The 24,863-nt window shown below is 64.1% G+C and carries 18 protein-coding genes; 17 read left to right on the top strand and 1 reads right to left on the bottom strand.

Annotated features, from left to right (window positions below; genetic code table 11):
• Window positions 1-19 precede the first annotated feature (19 nt).
• Complete coding sequence (locus tag AB7M33_RS20760; protein WP_454243488.1) at window positions 20-913, top strand: LysR substrate-binding domain-containing protein; 894 nt, start codon at window positions 20-22, stop codon at window positions 911-913.
• 86 nt (window positions 914-999) lie between these two features.
• Window positions 1,000-2,361 (top strand): HEAT repeat domain-containing protein, encoded by a 1,362-nt coding sequence (locus tag AB7M33_RS20765; protein ID WP_454243489.1) that lies wholly within the window; start codon window positions 1,000-1,002, stop codon window positions 2,359-2,361.
• 10 nt (window positions 2,362-2,371) lie between these two features.
• On the opposite strand, the gene AB7M33_RS20770 is transcribed toward AB7M33_RS20765, so the two are convergent.
• Window positions 2,372-3,286: a LysR family transcriptional regulator gene (locus AB7M33_RS20770; protein WP_027596332.1), complete on the bottom strand. Its 915-nt coding sequence runs from the start codon at window positions 3,284-3,286 to the stop codon at window positions 2,372-2,374.
• Window positions 3,287-3,584: 298 nt separating this feature from the next.
• Here AB7M33_RS20770 and speB point away from each other — a divergent pair, with 298 nt between their 5' ends.
• From speB to AB7M33_RS20845, 15 genes are all read left to right on the top strand, one after another.
• Complete coding sequence (gene speB, locus AB7M33_RS20775) at window positions 3,585-4,556, top strand: agmatinase (RefSeq protein WP_027596333.1); 972 nt, start codon at window positions 3,585-3,587, stop codon at window positions 4,554-4,556.
• A gap of 15 nt (window positions 4,557-4,571) precedes the next feature.
• Window positions 4,572-6,080: an aldehyde dehydrogenase family protein gene (locus tag AB7M33_RS20780; protein WP_265969689.1), complete on the top strand. Its 1,509-nt coding sequence runs from the start codon at window positions 4,572-4,574 to the stop codon at window positions 6,078-6,080.
• Window positions 6,081-6,176: 96 nt separating this feature from the next.
• On the top strand, window positions 6,177-6,356 hold the full coding sequence (locus AB7M33_RS20785) for a hypothetical protein (protein WP_454243490.1): 180 nt from the start codon (window positions 6,177-6,179) through the stop codon (window positions 6,354-6,356).
• A complete protein-coding gene (locus AB7M33_RS20790) occupies window positions 6,353-7,822 on the top strand; it encodes a cytosine permease (protein ID WP_099429686.1) in 1,470 nt (489 codons plus the stop codon). Before AB7M33_RS20785 ends, AB7M33_RS20790 begins: the two co-directional genes overlap by 4 nt.
• 4 nt (window positions 7,823-7,826) lie before the next feature.
• A complete protein-coding gene (gene betA, locus AB7M33_RS20795; RefSeq protein ID WP_099429685.1) occupies window positions 7,827-9,512 on the top strand; it encodes a choline dehydrogenase in 1,686 nt (561 codons plus the stop codon).
• A gap of 439 nt (window positions 9,513-9,951) precedes the next feature.
• Window positions 9,952-11,376: a D-serine/D-alanine/glycine transporter gene (cycA, locus tag AB7M33_RS20800; protein WP_454243491.1), complete on the top strand. Its 1,425-nt coding sequence runs from the start codon at window positions 9,952-9,954 to the stop codon at window positions 11,374-11,376.
• Between the two features lie 82 nt (window positions 11,377-11,458).
• Window positions 11,459-12,988, top strand: coding sequence for a sigma-54-dependent transcriptional regulator (locus tag AB7M33_RS20805; RefSeq protein ID WP_027596339.1), 1,530 nt, complete (start codon window positions 11,459-11,461; stop codon window positions 12,986-12,988).
• A 260-nt stretch (window positions 12,989-13,248) separates the two neighbouring features.
• Complete coding sequence (gene gcvH, locus AB7M33_RS20810; RefSeq protein ID WP_027596340.1) at window positions 13,249-13,626, top strand: glycine cleavage system protein GcvH; 378 nt, start codon at window positions 13,249-13,251, stop codon at window positions 13,624-13,626.
• A gap of 14 nt (window positions 13,627-13,640) precedes the next feature.
• Window positions 13,641-16,511: an aminomethyl-transferring glycine dehydrogenase gene (gene gcvP / locus AB7M33_RS20815; RefSeq protein WP_454243492.1), complete on the top strand. Its 2,871-nt coding sequence runs from the start codon at window positions 13,641-13,643 to the stop codon at window positions 16,509-16,511.
• A gap of 60 nt (window positions 16,512-16,571) precedes the next feature.
• Entirely contained in the window at window positions 16,572-17,828 is a 1,257-nt protein-coding gene (glyA, locus tag AB7M33_RS20820) for a serine hydroxymethyltransferase (RefSeq protein WP_454243493.1), read from the top strand.
• A 21-nt stretch (window positions 17,829-17,849) separates the two neighbouring features.
• Window positions 17,850-18,974: a glycine cleavage system aminomethyltransferase GcvT gene (gcvT, locus tag AB7M33_RS20825; protein WP_265969696.1), complete on the top strand. Its 1,125-nt coding sequence runs from the start codon at window positions 17,850-17,852 to the stop codon at window positions 18,972-18,974.
• 24 nt (window positions 18,975-18,998) lie between these two features.
• A complete protein-coding gene (gene lipA, locus AB7M33_RS20830) occupies window positions 18,999-19,976 on the top strand; it encodes a lipoyl synthase (protein WP_454243494.1) in 978 nt (325 codons plus the stop codon).
• Between the two features lie 1,102 nt (window positions 19,977-21,078).
• Complete coding sequence (locus tag AB7M33_RS20835) at window positions 21,079-22,344, top strand: cystathionine gamma-synthase family protein (protein WP_454243495.1); 1,266 nt, start codon at window positions 21,079-21,081, stop codon at window positions 22,342-22,344.
• Between the two features lie 124 nt (window positions 22,345-22,468).
• Window positions 22,469-23,908: an amino acid permease gene (locus AB7M33_RS20840; protein ID WP_454243496.1), complete on the top strand. Its 1,440-nt coding sequence runs from the start codon at window positions 22,469-22,471 to the stop codon at window positions 23,906-23,908.
• 49 nt (window positions 23,909-23,957) lie between these two features.
• Window positions 23,958-24,848, top strand: coding sequence for a LysR substrate-binding domain-containing protein (locus tag AB7M33_RS20845; RefSeq protein ID WP_027596347.1), 891 nt, complete (start codon window positions 23,958-23,960; stop codon window positions 24,846-24,848).
• Window positions 24,849-24,863: the final 15 nt, after the last annotated feature.

Here is a 24,863-nt window from a genome sequence, read left to right on the forward strand (position 1 = left end):
TTCTAAAGTGAGGAATGTAATGGGCGCCGTCCTGCCACTGCTTGCCTTGCGCGCCTTCAGCGAAACCACTCGCCTGGGTAGCTTGAAAGCCGCCGCAGAGCGCATGGGGGTTACGCCAGGGGCCATCAGCCAGCAGATTCGCCTGCTGGAGGACCGCCTAGGCGTCACTCTGTTGACCCGCAGCCGTCATGGCGTGCAACTCACCGAGGCTGGGGCGAGCCTGTACCCAGGCGTATCACGTGGCTTCGGCGACATCGAGCGTGCACTGCTCGACCTTGAAGCCCTGGCCCGCGCCAGCACCCTGACCATCAGCACGCAACCGTCCTTCGCTTCTAGCTGGCTGGTGCCGCGCCTGGCCAGTTTCAGCACGCTGCACCCCGGCATCGAGGTCCGTGTCGAGGCCACGGCGGCGTTGGTCGACTTGCACCGTGACCGTGTCGACATCGCCTTGCGCCATGGCCTGGGCGACTACCCGGGGCTGCAGTCGATACCCTTGCTGGCGCCGGTGCTGTTGCCGGTGTGCAGCCCGGCACTGCTCGCCAGCGGCCCGCCACTGCATGCGCCTGAGGATTGCTTGCAGTACCCGCTGCTGCAGGATGCCGACCGTGCCGACTGGACGCTGTGGTTGCAGGCCCATGGCTTCGAGCCCGACAGCCGCAGCCGGCGCGGGCCGAGTTTTGACGAAGAACTGCTGTTGCTAAGTGCGGCCGCGAGTGGTCAAGGTATCGCCCTGGTTCAGGCGCAACACGCCGAAGAGGGGCTGCGTGACGGCAGCCTGGTGGTGGCCGTGGACCGGCCCTGGCCTTCACGTTTCGCCTACTACCTGGTCGCCCGCAAAGAGCAGTTGAAACGACCACACGTGCGGGCATTCATCGACTGGATCGAGGGGCAGCTGGCTGCAGAAGCAGATTGAACCAGGCTCCGAATTCAGCTGCCGTGAAACCTGAGCCTTCGAATAGCGTCTGAAGCCCACACTGCACGCACATGGAATACAAGGGAATGAATGTAAGCTCCGTCAGCAACTGGTTGGGTCGGCTGAAGGCAAGGCAGGTACCGGCAGGGTCCTGGGCCGAGCAGCGGCGTAATGAAGCCCTCGAACTGATCGCGTCTGCCCGTGATGGCGATACGTGGATCACCCTCAGCCATCACGACAACGGCTTCGTGCGAGAAGTCGCGGTACGGGCGCTGTGCGCCGAGCAAACGCCGCAAGCCTTGCAGGCGCTGATCGAGCGGTTGAATGACTGGGTGCCGCAGGTTCGCGAACTGGCCAAGGCGGGCATTCAGCCTTACCTCACAGGCGCCCATGTGACGTCATTGTTGAGCGCCCTGGAATCAGTGGTGGCGCTGGCTGCGCGCCGGCGGGTCGATCATGCTGCCACCCTGGAACAGGTGTGTGCAGTATTGCAGGGGGCGCAGGTTCGGCGTGAAGTCCACCTTGATTTTCTGACCCGGCAAGGCAAGACCGCGCGTTTTCTGTTTGCGCGCTTGCTGGAAGCCGACACCGAGCCTGCAACCCTGCTGCGTGATGCCTTGGCCCACCGCGAATTGACTGTTCGCCTGGCAGCGGTTGCTGCGTGCCAGGCGCTCCCCGCTGCGCAAGCCGTGCCACTGTTAGTGCACGCCTTGCCACACGCGGCTGCCAAGGTGCGGGTCTGTGTGCTGCGGGCATTGCTGCCCTTGCTGGATGACCCGCAGCCGTTACTGCGCCAAGTCTTGCTGGATGCCTCGCCCGCGATCCGCAGCCTTGCGCGTTGGCAGGCGCCGCGCTACGGGGTTGACGCTGCGGCGGTGTTGGCGGCGCGCCTGGCCGGTGAAATGCCCACCACAAAACGCGATTGGCTGGGCGTGCTCGGCCTTGGCGCAGAGCTGCAGGTGGAACTCCCCCTCGCGTGGTGGAGGGCCGCCTTGCAATCGCGCTATCCCTTTGTGCGTTTTGCTGCGGTGCACCAGGCAGGGGAGGCCACTGCGGGTGAGCTGTTCGGCCTGCTGGGCGACCCTTCGGACAAGGTGTTCGCCGCCACCATCGTGCAATTGGGCAAGCTGCCCTGGGCGACCGTCAATGTCGAGGCAAGCGCCTGGTTGGACCGCCATTGGCATGAATGCCCGGCGCCGCGTCGCTTGGCGGTGCTCCACTTGTTGTCTGGCTGGCAGCAAGTGGCCTACCTGTTGCAGCGCCTGGACGCCGAGCCCGTCTTGCAGGCCGGCTGGCTACAGGAGATCAGCGGCTGGTGCGATCGCCAGTATCGGATTATCGACCCGGCCACCTCGCCAACCGCCCGCGCCGTGCTGGTGGCAAGGCTTCAGGGCCTGGTGACGACCGGGCTTGTTCGCGCGCAGCAGGTTGCCCGGGTTATTGCCTGAGCCTGCGGGCTCAAACGCCCCCAGCCTGGTGCATGCAGGCGTTCAGGTCTTCGAGGAACGCCCGCAGGATCGGCGGTGGTGACACGCCGCGCCGGGTGATTACGTCGAAGGGCGAGGTGAGGTCCAGGGTGTTCGCGCCCAGCCGGCGCATTTCGCCGGTTTTCACCCACTGCTCGGCGAAGTGCACCGGCAGAAACCCGATATAGGCACCGGAAATGATCAGGATCGCGGCCGCCTCGATGTTCTCCACGGTCGCGGCGGCCTTGGTGATGCCCAGTTGCTCCAGGTCGTATTGCTGCATATAGCCGCGCACCACGATATGGCACTGGCGAACCTCTTCAAGCAACCGGCCGTTCGCCGCCTTGCTGGCGTACAACGGATGGCGTCGGCCGCAGTACAGCCCCAGGGCTTCGTCGTACAGCGGCAGGTACGAAAGCCCCGGCACGCGCAGCGGAAAATGGCCGATGGCCAGGTGCAGCCGGCTGTCCAGCACACGCTCTTCCAGCTCGGCCGGGGCGCCGATGTAGATGTGCAGGTGGGCATCGTGCCCGCGTGAAACAAATCGCTGGGTGGTGCGCGGCAGAGGCGAGGCGGTGTCGGTCAGGGTGGAGTCGATGATGCCCAGGTTGAGCTTGCCGCTGATGTGCTGCTTGAGCACGTCGGCATCCATGCAAAAGCTTTCCACCGCGCTGAGCAGGCGCAAGGTGGCTTCGTGGATGGCCACGCCCTGTTCGGTCAGGCGAAAGCCACTGCGCCCGCGCTGGCACAGCTTGACCCCAAGGCGGGTTTCCAGGTGCGTCATCTGTTCGCTGATGGTCGATTGGCCGGCGTTGAGGGCGGCCTGCGCCGCAGAAAAGCCACCGCACCTGACGATGGTGGTGAATACCCTGAGGAGCTTCAGATCGACGTCGTGGAGCTGGATCACTGGGGCCTCCTGGCGGTGCGTCACATCGCGCTGGCTGATATGAGCGTCCGGCCATTGTTTTTTTTCAAGCTAACCACGCCCCTGTGATCACTGCAATGCCCGGCACCTGCAAATGACTGCCGGTGCACACCCGGCATTTCGCCTGGCCGCTGGCAGCGGGCGATTACTTCGGGTTGGCCGATGTATGCATCTGCACTTGCGCATTTTTCCCGCGTTGGCCTGCCGCCATAGTGGCTGCAACGGCGGTCGAGCAGTCGCCCCGTCTCCTGACCAGAACAATAAGTGGAGAAACCCGAACATGGCAAAGCACGGTTATGAATCCGGCCGCCTGAACCTGCCCTTCGTAGGGCATTGCACCTTCGCCAAGTCACCCATCTGCACCGACTGGAATGCCATCGACGCCGATGTGGCGATCCTCGGCGCGCCCAACGACATGGGGACCCAATGGCGCTCGGGCGCACGGTTCGGACCGCGCGGCATCCGCGAGGCATCGACCCTGTTCTCGTTCGGCCACGCCGGTGCCTACGACTTCGAAGATGACGCCACCTACCTGACCGATGACCAGCTGCGCATGGTCGATGTCGGCGACGCCGATATCGTGCACACCGACATGGCCACCAGCAATGCCAACATCGAGTCGGCCGTGCGCCAGATCCTCGCGGCGGGTGCCATGCCGATCGTACTGGGCGGCGACCACTCGATCCATGCGCCAGTCATCAAGGCCTTCGAAGGGCGTGGGCCGATCCACATCGTGCACTTCGATGCCCACCTCGACTTCGTCGACGAGCGCCATGGCGTGCGCTACGGCCATGGCAGCCCCTTGCGCCGCGCCTCGGAGCTGGACCACATCGTCGGCATGACCCAAATGGGCATCCGCAACGTGTCGTCCTCCAACCGCGACGACTACGATGCCGCACGCGAAGCCGGCTCGCAGATCCTCTCGGTACGCGACGTGCGTCGCCTGGGCTGCGAAGGTGTGCTGGCGAAGATCCCCGAGGGCCGCGACTACTACATCACCATCGACATCGATGGCTTCGACCCGTCCATCGCCCCAGGCACCGGCACCCCGAGCCATGGCGGATTCTTCTACTACGAAGTGCTGGAGATCATCCAGGCGTTGGCCCGACGCAGCCAGGGGCGGATTGTCGGCATGGACCTGGTGGAAGTGGCCCCAGCCTACGACCCGGCAGGCGTGACCTCGATTCTGGCCGCGCAATTGCTGATGAACAGCATCGGCTTCATCTTCCACGCGCGTGCCAACGCCCGCTGATCCGGAGACTGTACCGTGGACAACAAGGTAAAAGCCTACCTGCAGGCCTTCGGCGTTTCCGAGGCCACCCAGCGTTTTCTCTGCAAGCCCCAGCGCATGTTCATTGGCGGTGCCTGGCTCGAGGCCAGTGACGGTGCCAGCGCCGAGGTCATCGAACCGTCCACCGAGGGCGTGCTGACGCGCATCCCGATGGGCACGCAGGACGACCTCGACCGCGCGGTGCGTGCCGCCCGTGCGCAATTCGATGGCGGCCCCTGGAGCCAGCTCAAGCCCCTGGAACGTGAGCGCCTGATTCATCGCTTGGCCGACCTCATAGAAGACAATGCCGACGAGCTGGCGCAGATCGAGTCGATCGACATGGGCAAGTCGGTCGCCCAGGCCCGCGCGGTGGATATCCAAGGTACCGTCGATACGCTGCGCTATTTCGCCGGCTGGGCCAGCAAGATTCATGGGCGCACGGTCGAGCCTTCGCTGCCGGGCAACTACCTGGCCTACACCCGCAAGGAAGCGGTTGGCGTGGTGGGGGCCATCGTGCCCTGGAACTTCCCGCTGCAAACCATGGCTTGGAAGCTCGGCGCGGCGTTGGCGACAGGCTGCACCGTGGTGGTAAAACCGGCGGAGCTGACGTCGCTGTCGGCCCTGCGCTTTGCCGAGCTGGTGCAGGCGGCGGGCATCCCTGACGGTGTGCTGAACATCGTCACCGGTCGCGGCAGCGTGGTGGGCACGGCGATGTCCAGCCACCCAGGCATCGACAAGCTGAGCTTCACCGGCTCTACCCCGGTGGGCTGCTCGGTGGGCAAGGCGGCGATGGACCAGATGAAACGCCTTACCCTGGAACTGGGCGGCAAGTCGCCGGTGATCGTGTTCGCCGATGCCGACATTGACGCGGCGGCCGAGGCGGTCGCCAACGGTGTGTTCTTCAACTCGGGGCAGGTGTGTGATGCCGGTACCCGTGCCTATGTCGAGCGCAGCGTCTACCCAGCCTTCCTCGAAGCGCTGGCCCGCTATACGGCCACGCTGAAGATTGCCCCGGGCCTGGACCCTGACTGCTTCATCAGCCCCATGGTGTCGCGCCAGCAACAGCAGCGGGTACTGGAATACATCGCCCTGGGCAAGGCCGAAGGGGCGCAGGTGTACTACGGTGGCGAGCCGGTCGAAGGCCCGGGCTTCTACGTGCAGCCGACCATCTTCGCCCACTGCAACAACGCCATGCGCATCGTCCGCGAGGAGATCTTCGGCCCGGTGCTGGTGACCTTGCCCTTCGATACCCAGGAGCAGGCCCTGGCGCTGGCCAACGATTCGGAATACGGCTTGGCCGCGGCCATCTATTCCAACGACCTGGGCAAGGTCCACGGGCTGATCCCGCGCCTGCGCGCTGGCACCGTCTACGTCAACGCCCACAGCACGCTGGACCCCTCCATGCCGTTTGGTGGCTACAAACAATCGGGCTATGGCAAGGACATGGGCGCTGAACAACTGGAGTTTTTGCTGGAGACCAAGGCGGTCTGGATCACCTTGCCCTGAGGTACAGGGCTGGCCCGCGTCGCCTGGTTTGGCGAGCGACGCGGGCCACATGAACGCATCGAATTTCAAGAACAAGAACCCGTCGAGGTGATGCCAATGAACAGCCAAGTGGATACCGAGCGTGCACAAGACCTGGAACGGCGCCTGCGCGCCTATGAAGAACTGGAGGGCAGGGCGCACTGGCCCGGCGCGCTGAGCGCGGCGGATATTGTTGCCCTGGCCGTGCTGACCCTGGTCATGGTGGTGGGCGCGTATTACCTGGGGGGCCAGCCATGAGCCGCTCCAGAGAGCAGGAATTTCGCCTGGCCGCCGAACGCGGCGATACACCCTTGCTGCCGGGCGAGCGGGTCTGGGGCTTCTGGGGTTATGCCTACGCCAACTCGGCGTTGGCGGTGGCCACCTGGGTGTTTTTGATCGGCGGTGCCACCGCGCTGTTTGTCGGGCCCTTGCAAGGCATTGCCGCGATCATCATCGGCAACATCATCGGCGTGGTGCTCGCGGCCTCGTCCACCTGCCTGCCGTGCGGCAAGTACGGCGTCGAGCAGTTCACTTTCCTGCGCAGCATGTTTGGCCTCAATGGCAGCCGGCTGGTCTATACCCTTTCGGTGGTGATCCTGACCATGGGTTGGCTGGCGGTGCTGGGGCTGATGTGCGGGCGTGCGCTGGACAACCTGGAAACCCTCGTGCAGCACAGCCAGCCCGACAGCAATGACTGGCTGGTGACCGCCGGGGCCTTGCTGGCCATCGTGCTGGCGGCGCTGGTGGCCATGCGCGGGCCAGACATGATCCGCCGCCTGAGCGCGGTGATCGCGCCCAGCTTGATCCTGATCATGCTGGCGCTGATGTATTTCATCTCCCGCCGCTACAGTTTCGGCGAACTGCTGGCCATGCCGCCCTTGCAGCCTCCGTTCGAAAACCCGCACGTCAACTTCATGATCGCGGTAGAAATCAACATCGCTGCGGGATTCTCCTGGTGGCCCTACATCGGCAACCTGTCGCGCCTGTGCAGCAACCAGCGGACGGCGTTTTGGCCCAACCTGGTGGGCATCTTCGGCGCAGCTTCACTGGGTGAGTCGGTCAGCCTGTTCGCCGCCACTACCCTGGGCAGCAGCGACCCCACCGCCTGGATGCGGCTGGCCGGCGGCATGACCTTCGGCGTGATTGCCCTGAGCTTTCTGGCGCTGGCCAACCTGACGGGCATGGTCAACATCCTCTACACAGCCGTCATCGGCCTGCGTCAGTTGGCCGGGGAGCGTTTGCGCAGCCTGGGCTGGGGGATGCTGATCGGGCTCTTCTGCATCATCCCGGTGGTCATCGTGGTGTGCCTCCCGGGTATCTACGACGGCTTCTTCATCTTCTTGGTGTGGACGTCGGCGCTGAACAGCGCGCTGGCCGGCATCGGCATCGCCGATTACTTCTTCCTGCGCAAGCAACGCCTGAACCTGCGCCATTTGTATGCCGAGCAAAGCGGCTCGCCGTTGCGCTTCTGCAAAGGCTTCAACCCCATCGCGCTGCTGGCGCTGGTGGCAGGGTTTGCCATCTACGTGGTGGTGTTCAACCCGCAGACCTTGGCCCATACCGATTTCTTCACCTTCGCCACCGCCTCGCTGCCGTCCTGCCTGCTGGCCGGGCTGGTGCATTACGGCCTGACCCGCCTGCTGGCCACACGCCTGGGCTGGGGCGGCTACCCCAAGGGCAATGAACGCAACATCGAGGCCGCAGGCCTTCGCGTACAGGACTAGAACAATGAAAAAACGATACGACTACATCATCATCGGCGCAGGCTCTGCCGGCTGCGTCCTGGCCAACCGCCTGACCGAAGATGCCGGCACCTCGGTACTGGTGCTGGAGTTCGGCGGCAGTGACCGCAGCGTGCTCATCCAGATGCCCAGTGCGTTCTCGCTGCCGATGAATACCAAGAAGTACAACTGGCGCTACGAGACCGCCGCCGAAGCCCACCTGGACGGCCGCCGATTGCACTGCCCGAGGGGCAAAGTGCTGGGGGGATCGTCCTCGATCAACGGGCTGGTGTACATCCGTGGCCATGCCTGCGACTTCGATGAATGGGAAAGCCTGGGCGCGAAGCACTGGAGCTACCGCAACTGCCTGCCGTACTTCAAGCGCGCCGAGCATTTCAAGTTTGGTGGCGATGACTACCGCGGCGGCGCAGGGCCGCTGGCCACCAACAACGGCAACAACATGCAGAACCCGCTGTACGGTGCCTGGGTAGAGGCCGGGGCTGAGGCCGGCTACATCAAGACCGCCGACTGCAATGGCTACATGCAGGAAGGCTTCGGCGCCATGCACATGACCGTGAAGGACGGGGTGCGCTGGTCCACCGCCAATGCCTACCTGCGCCCGGCGATGAACCGGCCGAACCTGACCGTGGTGACCCACGCCATGACCCGGCGCATCCTGCTCGACGGCAAGCGCGCAGTGGGCGTGGAGTATGACGAGGGCGGGCAGACCCACACGGTGCATTGCAACCGCGAGGTGCTGGTATCGTCCGGCCCGATCGGCTCGCCGCACCTGTTGCAGCGCTCGGGTATCGGCCCAGAGGCGGTGCTGAAAAAGGCCGGCATCAAGGTGCTGCACGACCTGCCAGGTGTGGGCGAAAACCTGCAGGACCACTCGGAAATCTACATCCAGTACGCGTGCAAGGAGCCAGTGACCCTCAACGGCAAGATGAGCCTGCTGGGCAAGGCGATGATCGGCCTGCGTTGGCTGCTGTTCAAGGATGGCCTGGGCGCCAGCAACCACTTCGAGGCGGGTGGTTTTATCCGCTCGTCCAAGGGGCTGCGTTGGCCGGACATCCAGTTCCACTTCCTGCCGGCGGCCATGCGCTACGACGGTGACAAACCGTTCAAGGGCCACGGTTTCATGGTGCTGACCGGGCCGAACAAGCCCAAGAGCCGCGGCCATGTGCGGGCCCTGTCGGCCGACCCTTACCAGCACCCGGAAATCCGCTTCAACTACCTGCAAAGCGAGGAGGACCGCGAGGGCTTCCGCCGCTGCGTGCGCCTGACCCGCGAGATCATCGCCCAGCCGGCCATGGACCGCTTCCGCGGCGAGGAGCTGGCACCTGGGCCGCAGGTGCAGACCGATGAGCAGATCGATGCCTTCGTGCGTGCCAACATGGAAAGTACCATGCACCCGTGCGGTTCTTGCCGCATGGGTGAGGACGACATGGCGGTGGTTGATTCGACACTGCGTGTGCATGGCCTGCAGGGGCTGCGGGTGATCGACTCGTCGGTGTTCCCGAGCGAGCCCAACGGCAACCTCAACGCACCGACCATCATGCTCGCCGAACGTGCCGCCGACCTGGTGCGCGGGCGTGAGCCGCTGGCGCCGGTCGATGTGCCGGTCGGTTTGGTGGACGGGTGGGAAGAACAACAGCGCAGCCGCGCGCCGCGGCGCGAGGTGCGTGCGTGATCAAGCGTGGGTGAGCCTACGCGGTCCCTGTGGGAGCGGGTTTACCCGCGAACACCGGCGAAGCCGGTGCCATACACCGCGTCGGATTTTTCGCGGGTAAACCCGCTCCCACAGGTACAGCGCTGGCCATGGGGCGGATGAAGCAGATAAACCTGGACTGATAGCGCTCCATTGTAGTGATATCGATACAGCACAGGGCAGGGCACGGTATACGACGCTTCGGTGTCGTACACCGCGCCATTACCGCCACTGCCTGGAGTGGCTTCATTACAGCAATAAACGTTAATACCCACACAGACCCCCGTATTTAAAGGGCTCTAGCCTTTGGCATAGTCCTTGCTCTTTCCCTTGCGTTCGGCCGGCTGTTGCAACGCATGTCCGGTTAGAAAGTTGAACTTGTGACGTTATAAAAACAATTAAACTAGCAAGGTAAATAACAATGAATAACCTGCCGCAGGGTCACTGTCCGCCTGAGGGTGACACCCACGAACTCAAACGTAACCTGTCCAACCGCCATATCCAGTTGATCGCCATCGGCGGCGCCATTGGCACGGGCCTGTTCATGGGCTCTGGCAAGACCATCAGCCTGGCTGGGCCTTCGATCATCTTCGTCTACATGATCATCGGCTTCATGCTGTTTTTCGTCATGCGGGCGATGGGCGAACTGTTGTTGTCCAACTTGCAGTACAAGTCATTCATCGACTTTTCGGCGGACCTGTTGGGCCCGTGGGCGGGGTTCTTTACCGGGTGGACCTACTGGTTCTGCTGGATCGTCACCGGTATTGCCGACGTTATCGCCATCTCCGCCTATTCACAGTTCTGGTTCCCGGATATTCCCTTGTGGTTACCGGCACTGGCCTGCGTCGGTGTGTTGCTGTCGCTCAACCTGATGACGGTGAAGATGTTCGGTGAACTGGAATTCTGGTTCGCCATGATCAAGATCGTGGCCATCTGCGCCTTGGTCTGCACCGGGGTGTACATGGTGGCGGCAGCTTATCAGTCGCCGACCGGTAACGTCGCCTCGCTGGCCAACCTGTGGAACGACGACGGGATGTTCCCCCACGGCGCCATGGGCTTCTTCGCCGGCTTCCAGATCGCGGTGTTCGCCTTCGTCGGCATCGAACTGGTCGGCACCACCGCGGCCGAAACCAAGAACCCGGAACGCAACCTGCCACGGGCCATCAACTCCATCCCGCTGCGCATCATCGTCTTCTACGTGTTGGCGCTGATTGCCATCATGGCCGTGACCCCGTGGCGAGAAGTGGTGGCCAACAAGAGCCCCTTCGTCGAACTGTTCGTGCTGGCCGGGCTGCCTGCTGCAGCGGGGATCATCAACTTCGTGGTACTGACGTCTGCGGCGTCTTCGGCCAACAGTGGCGTGTTCTCGACCAGCCGCATGCTCTATGGCCTGGCGGTGGAGGGTGATGCACCGGGCCGGTTCAGCGCGTTGTCACGCCGTGCAGTGCCCTCCAACGGCTTGATCTTCTCCTGTATTTGCCTGACCGCTGGCGCCCTGGTGATCTACCTGGTGCCGAACATGCTCGACGCGTTCACGCTGATTACCACGGTGTCGGCCCTGCTGTTCATGTTCGTCTGGTCGATCATCCTGCTGTCTTACCTGGCGTACCGCAAACAGCGTGACCACCTGCACCGTGCGTCGAAATACAAGATGCCGGGCGGCACGATCATGTGCTGGGTCTGCCTGGTGTTCTTCGCTTTCATCCTCGGCCTGCTGGCCCTGGAGGCGGACACCCGCATGGCGTTGTTCGCTGTGCCCGTATGGTTTGCCGTGCTGGGCCTGTCCTACCGGTCGATTCGCCAGAAAAAACAGGAGCACGCCGCGTTGTCGCTCGAAGCGGAGTAACCGCCGCCTTCACGTTCTAACCAGGGGGACAGCGCCGGGTGCGCCGTCCCCCTGTTGTCGTTTCGCCAACCAGGGAATCACGATGAGAATCCACGTCACCTTCATCGACCGCGTCGGCATCACCCAGGAAATCCTGGCACTGCTAGGGGCGCGCAACCTCAACCTGGACGCGGTGGAAATGATCCCGCCCAACGTCTACATCGACGCCCCGGCGCTGTCACAGGCCGTGCTGGACGAGCTCTACGGTGCGCTGTTGCGCGTGGTGGGGGTGCAGGCGGTCGAGTTGGTCGACTTCCTGCCTGGCCACCGCCGGCGGCTGCAACTGGAGGCCCTGTTGGCGTCGATGAGTGACCCAGTGCTGGCGGTTGACCCCGGCGGCCATGTGCTGCTGGCCAACCCCACTCTGGTCAACCTCATTGGCCGCGAGCCGGCCGGCGAGCCGTTGTCGCGGCTGTTTGCCGAGGCCGACTTGGCCCAAACCCTGATCGACAAGGGCTTTCGCCTGCCCATGTGCGAGGTCGGCTTCCAGGGCCAGGCATTGTTGCTGGAAGCCACGCCCATCAGCGGCGGTGCCGATGCCCTGGTGGGCGGCCTGCTTACCCTGTACCCGCCAAGCCGCATCGGCGAACGCCTGGCGTCGTTGCTGCACGACCACACCGAAGGGCTGGAGGGGCTGCTGGGCGATTCCACGGCGCTGAAGGAACTCAAGGTGCGCCTGCACAAGGTAGCAGGCCTTGAGGCGCCGCTGCTGATCCAGGGTGAGACGGGCACCGGCAAGGAGTTGGTCGCCCGCGCCTGCCACGCCCTCAGTGCCCGGCGCGATGCGTCGTTCCTGGCCCTCAACTGCGCCGCCTTGCCCGAGAGCCTGGCCGAAAGCGAACTGTTTGGCTACGCCGCTGGCGCATTCACCGGCGCCCAGCGCGGCGGCAAGCCCGGCCTGCTGGAGCTGGGCGATGGCGGCACGGTGTTTCTCGATGAAGTGGGGGAGATGTCGCCTTACCTGCAGGCCAAGCTGTTGCGCTTTCTCAATGACGGCAGCTTCCGCCGCGTCGGCGGTGGCGGCGAGGTGCGGGTGAATGTGCGGGTGGTCTGTGCCACCCACCGCAACCTCGAAAGCATGGTGGTCGAAGGCAGCTTTCGCGAAGACCTGTACTACCGCCTCAACGTGCTCAACCTCAAGGTGCCGCCCTTGCGCGAGCGAGGCAAGGACATCCTGCTGCTGGCCGAGTACTTCCTGCGCCAGGCCTGCGCGCAGATACAGCGCTCGCCCTGCCGGTTGGCGCTGGCGACCCATCCGCTGCTGCTGGGCAACCGCTGGGCGGGTAACGTGCGCCAGTTGCAGAACGTGATTTTCCGCGCCGCGGCCATCAGCGAAGGGGAGGTGATCGACTGCGACGACCTGGAGTTGGCCGGCACCGCCTTGAGCAGCCAGCAGGCCGACGTACACGAAATCATCAGCCTGGAAGCGGCCGTGCAGGGGTTCGAAAAATCCCTGCTGGAAAAGCTCTATGCAACCTATCCCTCGACCCGGCAACTGGCCGCACGCTTGCAGACGTCGCACACGGCCATCGGCCAGCGCTTGCGCAAATACGGCATTGCCACCCGGGCGTAGCACCCTGGTGTCAATGCGTTCCACTGGAGTGATTGCACTCCAGTTCGGCGAGGTCCCCGCGTTCATTGGCACGCCCCGGCACGCAGGCCTGCCGGGGCGATGCACTGGAGCTTATTCGTTCCGCCTGGGCTGACTGGAATGATCCCCGTTTTTGTTTTAAGCCATTGAAATAAAATGATTTAATCAAGTTGGCATCGCCCTTGCTCTTGTAGTTATCAGTCCTGTACCGGGACCTACCTGATAACAAGAGAGGAAGATCCATGAGCATGCTGCGTTTTACCCCCGAACACGAATGGCTGCGTCTGGAAGCGACTGGCGAACTGACTGTCGGCATCACCACCTATGCCCAGGAGGCGCTGGGGGACGTGGTGTTCGTGCAGTTGCCAGAGCCGGGCGAGTACGGCGAGGGCAATGAAGTCGCAGTGCTGGAGTCGGTGAAGGCCGCCAGCAACATCAGCATGCCCCTGAACGGTACGGTGGTGGCGGTCAACCAGGCCCTGGCCGACGACCCGGAACTGGTCAATGCCTCGCCGATGCAGGATGGCTGGTTCTTCCGTATCCAGGTGGCCAACCTCGCCGACCTCGACACCTTGATGGACCAGGACGGCTACGACCGCTTCCTGGCCGACAACGCCTGAGCCAGGGTATCGACATGCACAACGCACCGTTTCCATTGACCACGGATAATGAGTTCATCGCGCGCCACATTGGCCCGCGTGATCACGATATCGAGGCGATGCTGGCGCTGACCGGCCATGGCTCCCTGCAGGCCCTGGTCGACAGCGTCATCCCAGGCAGCATCAAAGGCACCAGCGTGCTTGAACTGAGCAAAGGGCAGGGCGAGGCCGAGGCCCTGGCTGCGCTCAAGGCCATCGCCGCGAAGAACCAGCTGTTTCGCAACCATATCGGCCAAGGCTACTACCCGTGCCACACGCCGACGCCGATCCTGCGCAACCTGCTGGAAAACCCAGCCTGGTACACCGCCTACACGCCGTATCAGCCAGAAATTTCCCAAGGCCGGCTGGAAGCGCTGCTCAATTTCCAGACCTTGGTCTGCGACCTTACCGGCATGCAGATCGCCAACGCCTCCTTGCTCGACGAGGCCACCGCTGCGGCCGAAGCCATGACCTTCTGCAAGCGCCTGGCAAAGAGCAAGGCACCGGCCTTTTTCGCCTCCCGCCACTGCCACCCGCAAACCCTTGACGTGCTGCGCACCCGTGCCCAGCCGCTGGGTATCGAGGTGGTCATCGGTGATGAAGCGGCACTGGAAGGCCAGGGCCTTGAGGCGTACTTCGGCCTGTTGCTGCAGTACCCGGCCAGCACTGGCGCTATCGCCGATCACCGGGCCCTGGTGCAACGCGCCCATGCCGTCGGCGCTTTGGTGGCGGTGGCCGCCGACCTGCTGGCGCTGACCCTGCTGACCCCGCCGGGCGAGTTCGATGCCGACGTGGTGCTGGGCAGCGCCCAGCGCTTTGGCGTGCCGCTGGGCTTTGGCGGCCCGCACGCGGCGTACTTCGCCACGCGCGATGCGTTCAAACGCGACATGCCCGGCCGCCTGGTCGGTGTCTCCATCGACCGCTTTGGCAAGCCGGCGCTGCGCCTGGCCATGCAGACCCGCGAGCAACACATCCGCCGCGAGAAAGCGACCAGCAACATCTGCACCGCGCAGGTACTGCTGGCCAACATCGCCAGCATGTACGCGGTGTATCACGGCCCTCAAGGCCTGGCGCAGATCGCCCAGCGTGTGCACCGGTTAACGGCAGTGCTGGTGCAAGGGCTGCTGCAGCTCGGGCACGCAGTGGAACAAGCGCACTTCTTCGATACCGTCAGCGTGGTCACTGCCAGGCCAGCGGCCGATGTGCTGGCCGCCGCCCATGGGGCCCGCCTGAACCTGCGCCCGATCGACGCCCAGCGGGTCGGCCTGTCACTGGATGAAACCTGCGAGCAGGCCAGTGTCGAGGCCTTGTGGCAGGTGTTCGCCGCCCCGGGCCAGGCGCTTCCGGCCTTCGTCGCCCTGGCAGAGGGGTGTGGCGACTGCTTGCCAGTGCAGCTGCTGCGCGAAACCCCGTTCCTGCAGCACCCGGTATTCAACCGCTACCATTCTGAAACAGCACTGATGCGCTACCTGCGCAGCTTGGCCGACAAGGACCTGGCGCTGGACCGCACCATGATCGCGCTGGGCTCGTGCACCATGAAGCTCAACGCCGCCAGCGAGATGATCCCGATCACCTGGCCCGAGTTCGCCAACCTGCACCCGTTCGCCCCGGCCGAACAGTCGCTCGGCTATCGGCAACTGACGGACGAATTGCAGGCGATGCTCTGCGAGGCCACCGGCTATGACGCGATGTCGCTGCAGCCCAACGCCGGCTCGCAAGGGGAATACGCAGGCCTGCTGGCCATCCGCGCTTACCACGCCAGCCGTGGCGAAGCGGGCCGTGATGTTTGCCTGATCCCGTCGTCCGCCCACGGCACCAACCCGGCCACGGCGCAGATGGCCGGCCTGCGCGTGGTGGTGGTCAATTGCGATGAGCGCGGCAACGTCGATGTGGCCGACCTGCAAGCCAAGGCCGAGCAGCACCGGGCGCAACTGGCCGCGCTAATGATCACCTATCCCTCGACCCACGGGGTGTTCGAAGAGGGCATCACCCGCATCTGCGACATCATCCATGCGCACGGCGGCCAGGTGTACCTGGACGGTGCCAACATGAACGCCATGGTCGGCCTCTGCGCCCCGGGCAAGTTCGGCGGCGACGTGTCGCACCTCAACCTGCACAAGACCTTCTGCATCCCGCACGGCGGTGGCGGCCCCGGTGTCGGCCCGATCGGGGTCAAGGCGCACCTGGCGCCGTTCCTGCCTGGCCACGCGCACCTGGAACATAAACAAGGTGCCGTCTGCGCAGCGCCTTATGGCAGTGCGAGCATCCTGCCGATTACCTGGATGTATATCCGCATGATGGGTGGCGAAGGGCTCAAGCGTGCCTCGCAGCTGGCGATTCTGAGTGCCAACTACATTGCCCGGCGCCTGGAGGAGCACTACCCGGTGCTGTACACCGGCGAGAACGGCCTGGTCGCCCACGAGTGCATCCTCGACCTGCGCCCGCTCAAGGACAGCAGCGGCATCAGCGTCGAGGACGTGGCCAAGCGCCTGATCGATTTCAGCTTCCATGCCCCGACCATGTCGTTCCCGGTGGCTGGCACGCTGATGGTCGAGCCGACCGAGAGCGAGTCCAAGGAAGAGCTGGACCGCTTCTGCGAGGCGATGATCTGCATCCGCGAGGAAATCCGAGCGGTGGAGAACGGCACCTTCGACACGCTCGACAACCCGCTGAAAAACGCCCCACACACCGCCAGCGAACTGGTGGGCGAATGGCCCCATCGCTATGGCCGGGAGCTGGCGGTGTACCCGTTGCAAACGCTGCGCGAGAACAAGTACTGGCCGCCGGTGGGGCGCGTGGACAACGTCTACGGTGACCGCAACCTGGCCTGTGCCTGCCCGCCCATGTCGGTCTACCAGGACGCCTGACTGCCCAGGCCCGGACCCCGTCCGGGCCTGGCCTGCCCCCAACAATAAGGAAGCACCCACATGTTCCATAAAAGCCTCACCCTGTCCGACTTCGACCCTGTGCTGCAGGAGGCCATCAGCCGCGAAGTACAACGCCAGGAAGACCACATCGAGCTGATCGCCTCGGAAAACTACACCAGCCCGCAAGTGATGCAGGCCCAGGGCACCGAGCTGACCAACAAGTACGCCGAAGGCTACCCAGGCAAGCGTTACTACGGTGGCTGCGAGCACGTCGATGTGGTTGAACAGTTGGCCATCGAGCGCGCCAAGCAGCTGTTCGGTGCCGACTACGCCAACGTCCAGCCGCACTCGGGTTCCTCGGCCAACAGCGCGGTGTACCTGGCTTTGCTGCAGGCCGGTGACACCCTCCTGGGCATGAGCCTGGCCCACGGCGGCCACCTGACCCACGGCGCTAAAGTGTCGTCCTCGGGCAAACTGTACAACGCGGTTCAATACGGCATCGACACCAAGACCGGCCTGATCGACTACGACGAAGTCGAGCGCCTGGCGGTCGAGCACACGCCGAAAATGATCGTCGCCGGCTTCTCGGCCTACTCCAAGACCCTCGACTTCCCACGCTTCCGCGCCATCGCCGACAAGGTCGGTGCGCTGCTGTTCGTCGACATGGCCCACGTTGCCGGCCTGGTTGCTGCGGGCCTGTACCCGAACCCGATCCCGTTCGCCGATGTGGTCACCACCACCACCCACAAGACCCTGCGCGGCCCACGTGGGGGCCTGATCCTGGCCAAGTCCAACCCAGAGATCGAGAAAAAGCTCAACGCTGCCGTGTTCCCCGGCGCCCAGGGCGGCCCGCTGATGCACGTCATCGCCGCCAAGGCCGTGTGCTTCAAGGAAGCGTTGGAACCAGGCTTCAAGGCCTACCAGCAACAAGTCATCGAAAACGCCCAGGCCATGGCCCAAGTGTTCATCGACCGCGGCTACGACGTGGTTTCCGGCGGCACTGACAACCACCTGTTCCTGGTCAGCCTGATCCGCCAGGGCCTCACCGGTAAAGATGCCGACGCCGCCCTTGGCCGCGCGCACATCACCGTCAACAAGAACGCCGTGCCCAACGACCCGCAGTCGCCATTTGTGACCTCGGGCCTGCGTATCGGCACCCCGGCGGTCACCACCCGTGGCTTCAAGGTGGCCGAATGCGTGGCCCTGGCCGGCTGGGTCTGCGACATCCTTGACCACCTTGGCGATGCCGATGTCGAGGCCCAGGTGGCCGCGTCGGTGGCCAGGCTGTGCGCGGAATATCCGGTCTATCGCGCCTGAATCGACTACGGGGAATCGTTCATGTCCACAGAACAACTCAAACAAACGCCACTGCATGACCTGCACCTGAAACTCGGCGCGCGCATGGTGCCCTTTGCCGGCTACGCCATGCCGGTGCAATACCCGCTGGGGGTGCTCAAGGAGCACCTGCATACCCGCGAGCAGGCCGGCCTGTTCGACGTTTCGCACATGGGGCAGATTCGCCTGCGCGGCGCCGGCGCTGCCAAGGCATTGGAGGCGCTGGTGCCGGTCGACATCCTCGACCTGCCGGTGGGCATGCAGCGTTATGCGCTGTTCACCAACGACGACGGCGGCATCCTCGACGACCTGATGGTGGCCAACCTGGGCGGTGACGAACTGTTGCTGGTGGTCAACGCTGGCTGCAAGGACCAGGACCTGCTGCACCTCAAGCAGCATCTGGAAGGGCAGTGCGAGGTGGAATCGCTGTTCGAAAGCCACGCCTTGCTGGCCCTGCAGGGGCCTGCGGCGGCCAAGGTGCTGGGCCGCCTGGCGTCCCAGGTCGGCGCCATGACCTTCATGCAGTTCGCCCGTGTGAAGCTGCTGGGTGTTGACTGCTACGTCAGCCGCTCGGGTTATACCGGTGAGGATGGCTTCGAGATCTCGGTGCCGGCCGAGGCGGCGGCAATGCTCGCCCGCACGCTGCTGGCCGAGCCCGAGGTCGAGGCCATCGGCCTGGGCGCCCGCGATTCGCTGCGCCTGGAGGCCGGGCTGTGCCTGTACGGCCATGACATGGACGCGCGCAGCACACCTATCGAGGCCAGCCTAACCTGGGCGATCTCCAAGGCTCGACGTGCCGAGGGCGTGCGGGCCGGCGGTTTTCCGGGGGCCGAACGCCTCTTTGCCCAGCAACGCGAGGGCGTGGCCAGTAAACGGGTGGGCCTGATGCCCAAAGCGCGTGTACCGGTGCGCGAAGGGGCGCTGATCGTCGATGCCAACGACCAGGAAGTCGGCCGTGTCACCAGCGGCGGTTTCGGCCCCAGCCTGGGCGGGCCGTTGGCGATGGGGTACGTGCACAGTGCGCACGCGGCATTGGAAACCGAAGTCTTCGCCTTGGTGCGAGGCAAGCGGGTGCCGATGCAGGTGGTACGCACACCCTTTGTGGCTCAACGTTATTACCGTGGCTGAAGCCTTGATTGCCGGAGCATGAACATGAACCAGACCCTGCCTGCCGCCACGCGCCCGCAGCCCCTGCAAGCCGGTGTGAAACTGCGCGGCGCCGACAAGGTGGCGCGCATCCCGGTGAAGATCCTGCCCACCGAGGAGGTGCCGCGCAAACCTGACTGGATTCGCGTGGGCATTGCCACGTCACCCGAGGTCGCACGGGTCAAGGCGCTGCTGCGCAAGCACAAGCTGCACAGTGTTTGCGAAGAAGCCTCATGCCCGAACCTGGGCGAGTGCTTCTCCGGTGGCACGGCGACCTTCATGATCATGGGGGACATCTGCACCCGCCGTTGCCCATTCTGCGACGTCGGCCACGGGCGGCCGAAACCGCTGGATGCCGATGAGCCGAAGAACCTGGCGATTGCCATTGCCGACCTGCGCCTGAAGTACGTGGTGATCACCTCGGTGGACCGCGATGACCTGCGCGACGGCGGCGCCCAGCACTTCGTCGACTGCCTGCGTGAAATCCGCACGCTGTCGCCGGGCGTCAAGCTGGAGACCCTGGTGCCGGACTACCGCGGGCGCATGGACGTGGCCCTGGCCATCACCGCGCAGGAGCCGCCGGACGTGTTCAATCACAACCTGGAAACCGTGCCGCGCCTGTACAAGGCGGCACGGCCGGGCTCGGACTTCGAGTGGTCGCTGGACCTGCTGGAGAATTTCAAACGACGTGTGCCCAGCGTACCGACCAAATCCGGGCTGATGCTGGGCCTGGGTGAAACCGATGAAGAAGTGATCGAGGTGATGCAGCGCATGCGCGAGCACCAGGTCGACATGCTGACCCTGGGGCAATACCTGCAACCGTCGCGCAGCCATCTGCCGGTGCAGCGCTTCGTGCACCCGGACACCTTCGCCTGGTTTGCCGAACGGGCCTTGGCGATGGGCTTCAAGAACGTGGCGTCCGGGCCGCTGGTGCGGTCCTCCTACCATGCCGACCAGCAAGCGCTGCAGGCTCATGTGCAATAGCGCTGCGCCCCCAATCTGTGTAGGAGCAGCCTTGCGCTGCGAAGAGGCCGGTGAAAACACAACAATGTTCATTGCTATCACCGGCCTCTTCGCAGCACAAGGCTGCTCCTACCGGGTAATGCGTAAAACCCGAATGGCTTGCCCGGCGCAGGCGGCTTGGCAAACCATTAAAGTTTGTCGCAAACCACAGGTCACGTGCAGTGGCGGGGCATCCCAAATCTGTGTAGGGAGCAGCCTTGCGCTGCGAAGAGGCCGGTGAAAACACAACAATATTGGTTGCTATCACCGGCCTCTTCGCAGCACAAGGCTGCTCCTACCGGGTAATGCATAAACCCTGAATGGCTTGCCCTGCCCAGGCAGCTTGGTAAGCCATTAAAGATTGTCGCAAACCGCAGGTCACGTGCAGTGGCGCTGCGCCCCAAATCTGTGTAGGAGCAGCCTTGCGCTGCGAAGAGGCCGGTGCAGGCACAGTCAATCTTCGCTGCTATCACTGGCCTCTTCGCAGCACAAGGCTGCTCCTACCGGGTAATGCGTAAAACCCGGATGGCTTGCCCGGCGCAGGCGGCTTGGTAAGCCATTAAAGATTGTCGCAAACCGCAGGTCACGTGCAGTGGTGCTGCGCCCCAAATCTGTGTAGGAGCAGCCTTGCGCTGCGAAGAGGCCGGTGAAAACACAACAATATTGGTTGCTATCACCGGCCTCTTCGCAGCACAAGGCTGCTCCTACCGGGTAATGCATAAACCCTGAATGGCTTGCCCGGCGCAGGCGGTTTGGTAAGCCATTAAAGCTTGTCGCAAACCGCAGGTCACGTGCAGTGGCGCTGCGCCCCAAATCTGTGTAGGAGCAGCCTTGCGCTGCGAAGAGGCCGGTGAAAACACAACAATGTTGGTTGCTATCACCGGCCTCTTCGCAGCACAAGGCTGCTCCTACCGGGTAATGCGTAAAACCCGGATGGCTTGCCCGGCGCAGGCGGCTTGGTAAGCCATTAAAATAAGCGCCCCTTAGGGCCCAATTGCATCGTTTTTCATGGGCGCAGGTGCGCTCTATAGTCCTCGCAGACCAGTCGAAACACCGCCGTGTTTCATCGATGCGAGACAATGACATGAATAACCAAGCAAAGGTCGCTAACGGCGTGCAGCCGGGTATCGGGACGCGGGTGGTGTGGGAGGGGGAACAAGTCGAGCACCCCTTCAATGCCACCCAAACCCCGATCATCGCCAGTGCCGCCTACGGCTACCAGGATATCGACGCCTGGTACGACATCGCGCTGGGCAAGCAGCCGGGCTTCATCTACAGCCGCATGAGCAACCCGACGGTTGCGGTCCTCGAGGACAAACTCTGTGCACTGGAACACGCCGAGTCGGCCGTGGCCTTCAGCACCGGTATGGCGGCCATCAGCGGTGTGCTGCATACCTTCCTGTGCAACGGCAAACGCGTGGTCTCGACCCGCGACAGCTACGGCGGCACCAACAAGATATTCGAAGAATTCCTCCCCCGTCAGGGCGTCGAAGTGACGCTGTGCGACACCCTCGACACCGACGCCATGGAGCGTGAAATCGCCCGGGGTTGCGATGTGGTCTACCTGGAGACCCCGAGCAACCCGACGCTGAAAATCCTCGACATCCGCCGCTTGGTGGCCGCAGCAAAGCGTGTGGGCGCCTTGGTCGTTGCCGACAACACCTTCGCCACGCCGCTGAACCAGAACCCGCTGCTGCTGGGCGTCGATGTGGTAGTGCACAGTGCGACCAAGTTCCTTTCCGGCCATGGCGATGTGCTGGGCGGGGTGGTCTGCGGCAGCGAAGCCTTGATGGCGCAGGTGCGTCACTACCGCGAAATCAACGGCGCTTCACTGGACCCGTTTTCCGCGTACCTGATCATTCGCGGCATCAAGACCCTGGCGCTGCGCCTGCGCCAGCAGCAGGCCAGCGCCCAGGCCTTGGCTGAGTACCTGTGCAGCGAGCCGTTGGTCGAGTCGGTCAACTACCCCGGGTTGCCTGGGCACCCAGGCCACGCGATCGCCAGTGCGCAGATGCGCGGCTTTGGCGCCATCGTCAGTTTCGTGCTGGTGGGCGGGATGGACACCGTCGTCAAGTTGCTGCCCAAGCTGCGCTACGCCCACCGCGCCGGCAACCTGGGTGCAGTGGAAACCATCTACGGGCCGGCACGGACAACCAGCCACGTGGAAAACACCCTGGAAGAGCGCCAGGCACTGGGCATCTCAGAAGGCCTGGTGCGGGTGTCGGTCGGCATCGAGGATACCGCCGACCTGCTGGAAGACCTGCGCCAGGCGTTCGCCGCTGTGCAGGTCGAACGCGCGCAGGGGCAGGGCAGCGACACCTGTGGCCGGCACGTCGAAGTGTCCACCTGAGGCGTCGGGCACGCCCTTAATGATTCATGAAAGCCATAACAATAACAGCCGCTGACACAGCGACGGTGGCGGCCTCAGGGCCACCTGCCGGCTGCTGTGCCAGCCACTTCATGAGAACTCAACTATGTCCACCGAACACTCAAACGCGGCGTCGGGCCACCCGGCCGGGTACAAGAAAGAGATGCACACGCGCCACATCGTCATGCTGGCGCTGGGCGGCGTGATTGGCACTGGCCTGTTTCTGACGTCAGGCTACACGGTCAACCAGGCCGGGCCCTTGGGCGCGGTCATCGCCTATATCGTCGGCGCGGTCATGGTCTACCTGGTGATGGTCTGCCTGGGTGAACTCGCGGTGCAGATGCCCGAAACCGGCTCGTTCAGCAGTTATGCAACCCGCTATTTGGGGCCTGGCACCGGGTACACGGTGGCCTGGCTGTACTGGTTGACCTGGACGGTGGCGATTGGCTCGGAGTTCACCGCGGCGGGTATCCTGATGGTGCGCTGGCTCCCCGACACGCCGGTGTGGATCTGGAGCGCGTTGTTCGCGATCACGGTACTGGTCAGCAACGTGGTGTCGGTACGCCTGTTTGCCGAGACCGAATTCTGGCTGTCGCTGGTCAAGGTGCTGACGGTGATCGCCTTCATCGCCATCGGCGGGGCGGCGATTTTTGGCCTGCTCGATGTGCAGCACGTGCAGGGCATCGGGCTGTCCAACTTCACCCGCGAAGGCTTGTTCCCGACCGGCTTGCTGCCGATCGCAATGACGTTGCTGGCGGTGTCGTTCGCCTTCTCCGGCACCGAACTCATCGGCATTGCCGCCGGTGAGGCAAAAGACCCACAGGACAGCGTGCCCAAGGCAATACGTACTACGGTAGTACGATTGGCGCTGTTCTTCGTCGGCACCATCATCGTCCTGGCCACCTTGCTGCCGCGTGAACAGGCAGGCCTGGTCGAAAGCCCGTTCGTCATGGTCTTCGACCTGATCGGCATTCCGTACTCGGCAGACATCATGAACTTCGTGATCCTCACCGCGCTGCTGTCGGCCGCCAACTCCGGGTTGTACGCGGCCTCGCGGATGCTGTGGACGCTCAGTGACCAGGGCCATATGCCCAAGTGCTTCGCCCGCCTGTCGCCACGCGGCACGCCGGTCAACGCCATCATGCTGAGCATGGCCGGCGCCGCGGCGTCGTTGCTCAGCAGCGTGCTGGCGCCAGACACGGTGTACTTGGCGCTGGTGTCGATTTCCGGCCTGGCAGTGGTGGTGGTGTGGATGAGCATCGCCGCCAGCCAGATGGCCTTCCGCCGGCACTATGTGGCCAATGGCGGCCGGGTCGAAGACCTGCACTTCAGGGTGCGCGGCTACCCGTGGGTGCCGCTGGGCGCGATTGCCTGCTGCGTGCTGGCGTGTGTCGGCATTGCCTTCGACCCGGAGCAGCGTGTTGCCCTGTATTTCGGCATCCCGTTCATTGCCTGGTGCTACTTCGTCTACTGGGTGACCCGCAACAAACGTGCACAGCGCCTGGCGGCTGCGGCATCGGCAGGCGCGGGTGTTGGCGCGACCTGAACAAACCGGTTCATGATGCACGGATTCAACTGTGAACGAGGTCGTGTCGATGAAGCAAAAATCCCTGCCGCCGCTCAACTGGCTGCGGTCGTTCGAAGTGTCGGCACGCGCCTTGAACTTTACCCACGCGGCGGAGGAACTGCACCTGACCCAAGGCGCGGTAAGCCAGCAGATTCGGCAACTCGAAAGCCACCTGGGCGTGGCCTTGTTCAAGCGCTTGCCCAGGGGCCTGGGCCTGACCGAAGAAGGGCAGTCGTACTTGCCGGTGGTGCAGGATGCGATCAGCCGCCTGGCGGTGGGCACCAACGAGATTTTCGGCCAGCACAAGCGCGGCCCCGTGAAGGTGCGTGGCAGCCTGTCGTTTCTGCAGTACTGGCTTGCCCCGCGGCTGCCGGACTTCAGCCGCCAGCACCCGCACATCGATATCCGCTACATCAGCAACCTCTGGGTCAAGGCGCCCGATGGCGAGGACGACCTGGAAGTGCGCTGGGGCAACGGCGAATGGCCCGGCCTGCATGCCCAACGCTTGACCTGGGACGTGTTGGTGCCGGTGTGTTCGCCGGCACTGATGGCGCGCTCGGCCATTCGCGAACCACGCGACCTCAGGCACCACCCGCTGCTGCATGTGCTGGGCTATGAAGAGGGCTGGGGGTATTGGCTCAAGCGGGTGGGCGCGGACGATGTCGATTACTCGCGCGGGCTGCAGTTCGACACCTTGGTGTCCACCATCCGCATGGCCGAGCTGGGGCAGGGGGTGGCGCTGGCGCGGTCCTCGGTGGTCGAGGACCTGCTCAGGGACGGCCAACTGGTCGCGCCGTTCAGCCAGCGCATCGAAGCGAGCGAGTCGTTTTACCTGGTACGCGAGCAGGGCCGCCCATTGCCGCCCGATGCCGCGCTGTTTTCTTCCTGGCTGGTGGCACACGCGCACCGGCCTTTGTAACCCTGTGGAGTTTTC

This window comes from Pseudomonas sp. Y3 TE3536 (assembly GCF_053629175.1).

Bases quoted from the DNA above. Each gene is read 5' to 3' on its own strand.
- AB7M33_RS20760 (WP_454243488.1), top strand. From the start codon at position 20: ATGGGCGCCGTCCTGCCACTGCTTGCCTTGCGCGCCTTCAGCGAAACC.
- AB7M33_RS20765 (WP_454243489.1), top strand. From the start codon at position 1,000: ATGAATGTAAGCTCCGTCAGCAACTGGTTGGGTCGGCTGAAGGCAAGG.
- speB (WP_027596333.1), top strand. From the start codon at position 3,585: ATGGCAAAGCACGGTTATGAATCCGGCCGCCTGAACCTGCCCTTCGTA.
- AB7M33_RS20785 (WP_454243490.1), top strand. From the start codon at position 6,177: ATGAACAGCCAAGTGGATACCGAGCGTGCACAAGACCTGGAACGGCGC.
- AB7M33_RS20790 (WP_099429686.1), top strand. From the start codon at position 6,353: ATGAGCCGCTCCAGAGAGCAGGAATTTCGCCTGGCCGCCGAACGCGGC.
- betA (WP_099429685.1), top strand. From the start codon at position 7,827: ATGAAAAAACGATACGACTACATCATCATCGGCGCAGGCTCTGCCGGC.
- cycA (WP_454243491.1), top strand. From the start codon at position 9,952: ATGAATAACCTGCCGCAGGGTCACTGTCCGCCTGAGGGTGACACCCAC.
- AB7M33_RS20805 (WP_027596339.1), top strand. From the start codon at position 11,459: ATGAGAATCCACGTCACCTTCATCGACCGCGTCGGCATCACCCAGGAA.
- gcvH (WP_027596340.1), top strand. From the start codon at position 13,249: ATGAGCATGCTGCGTTTTACCCCCGAACACGAATGGCTGCGTCTGGAA.
- gcvP (WP_454243492.1), top strand. From the start codon at position 13,641: ATGCACAACGCACCGTTTCCATTGACCACGGATAATGAGTTCATCGCG.
- glyA (WP_454243493.1), top strand. From the start codon at position 16,572: ATGTTCCATAAAAGCCTCACCCTGTCCGACTTCGACCCTGTGCTGCAG.
- gcvT (WP_265969696.1), top strand. From the start codon at position 17,850: ATGTCCACAGAACAACTCAAACAAACGCCACTGCATGACCTGCACCTG.
- lipA (WP_454243494.1), top strand. From the start codon at position 18,999: ATGAACCAGACCCTGCCTGCCGCCACGCGCCCGCAGCCCCTGCAAGCC.
- AB7M33_RS20835 (WP_454243495.1), top strand. From the start codon at position 21,079: ATGAATAACCAAGCAAAGGTCGCTAACGGCGTGCAGCCGGGTATCGGG.
- AB7M33_RS20840 (WP_454243496.1), top strand. From the start codon at position 22,469: ATGTCCACCGAACACTCAAACGCGGCGTCGGGCCACCCGGCCGGGTAC.
- AB7M33_RS20845 (WP_027596347.1), top strand. From the start codon at position 23,958: ATGAAGCAAAAATCCCTGCCGCCGCTCAACTGGCTGCGGTCGTTCGAA.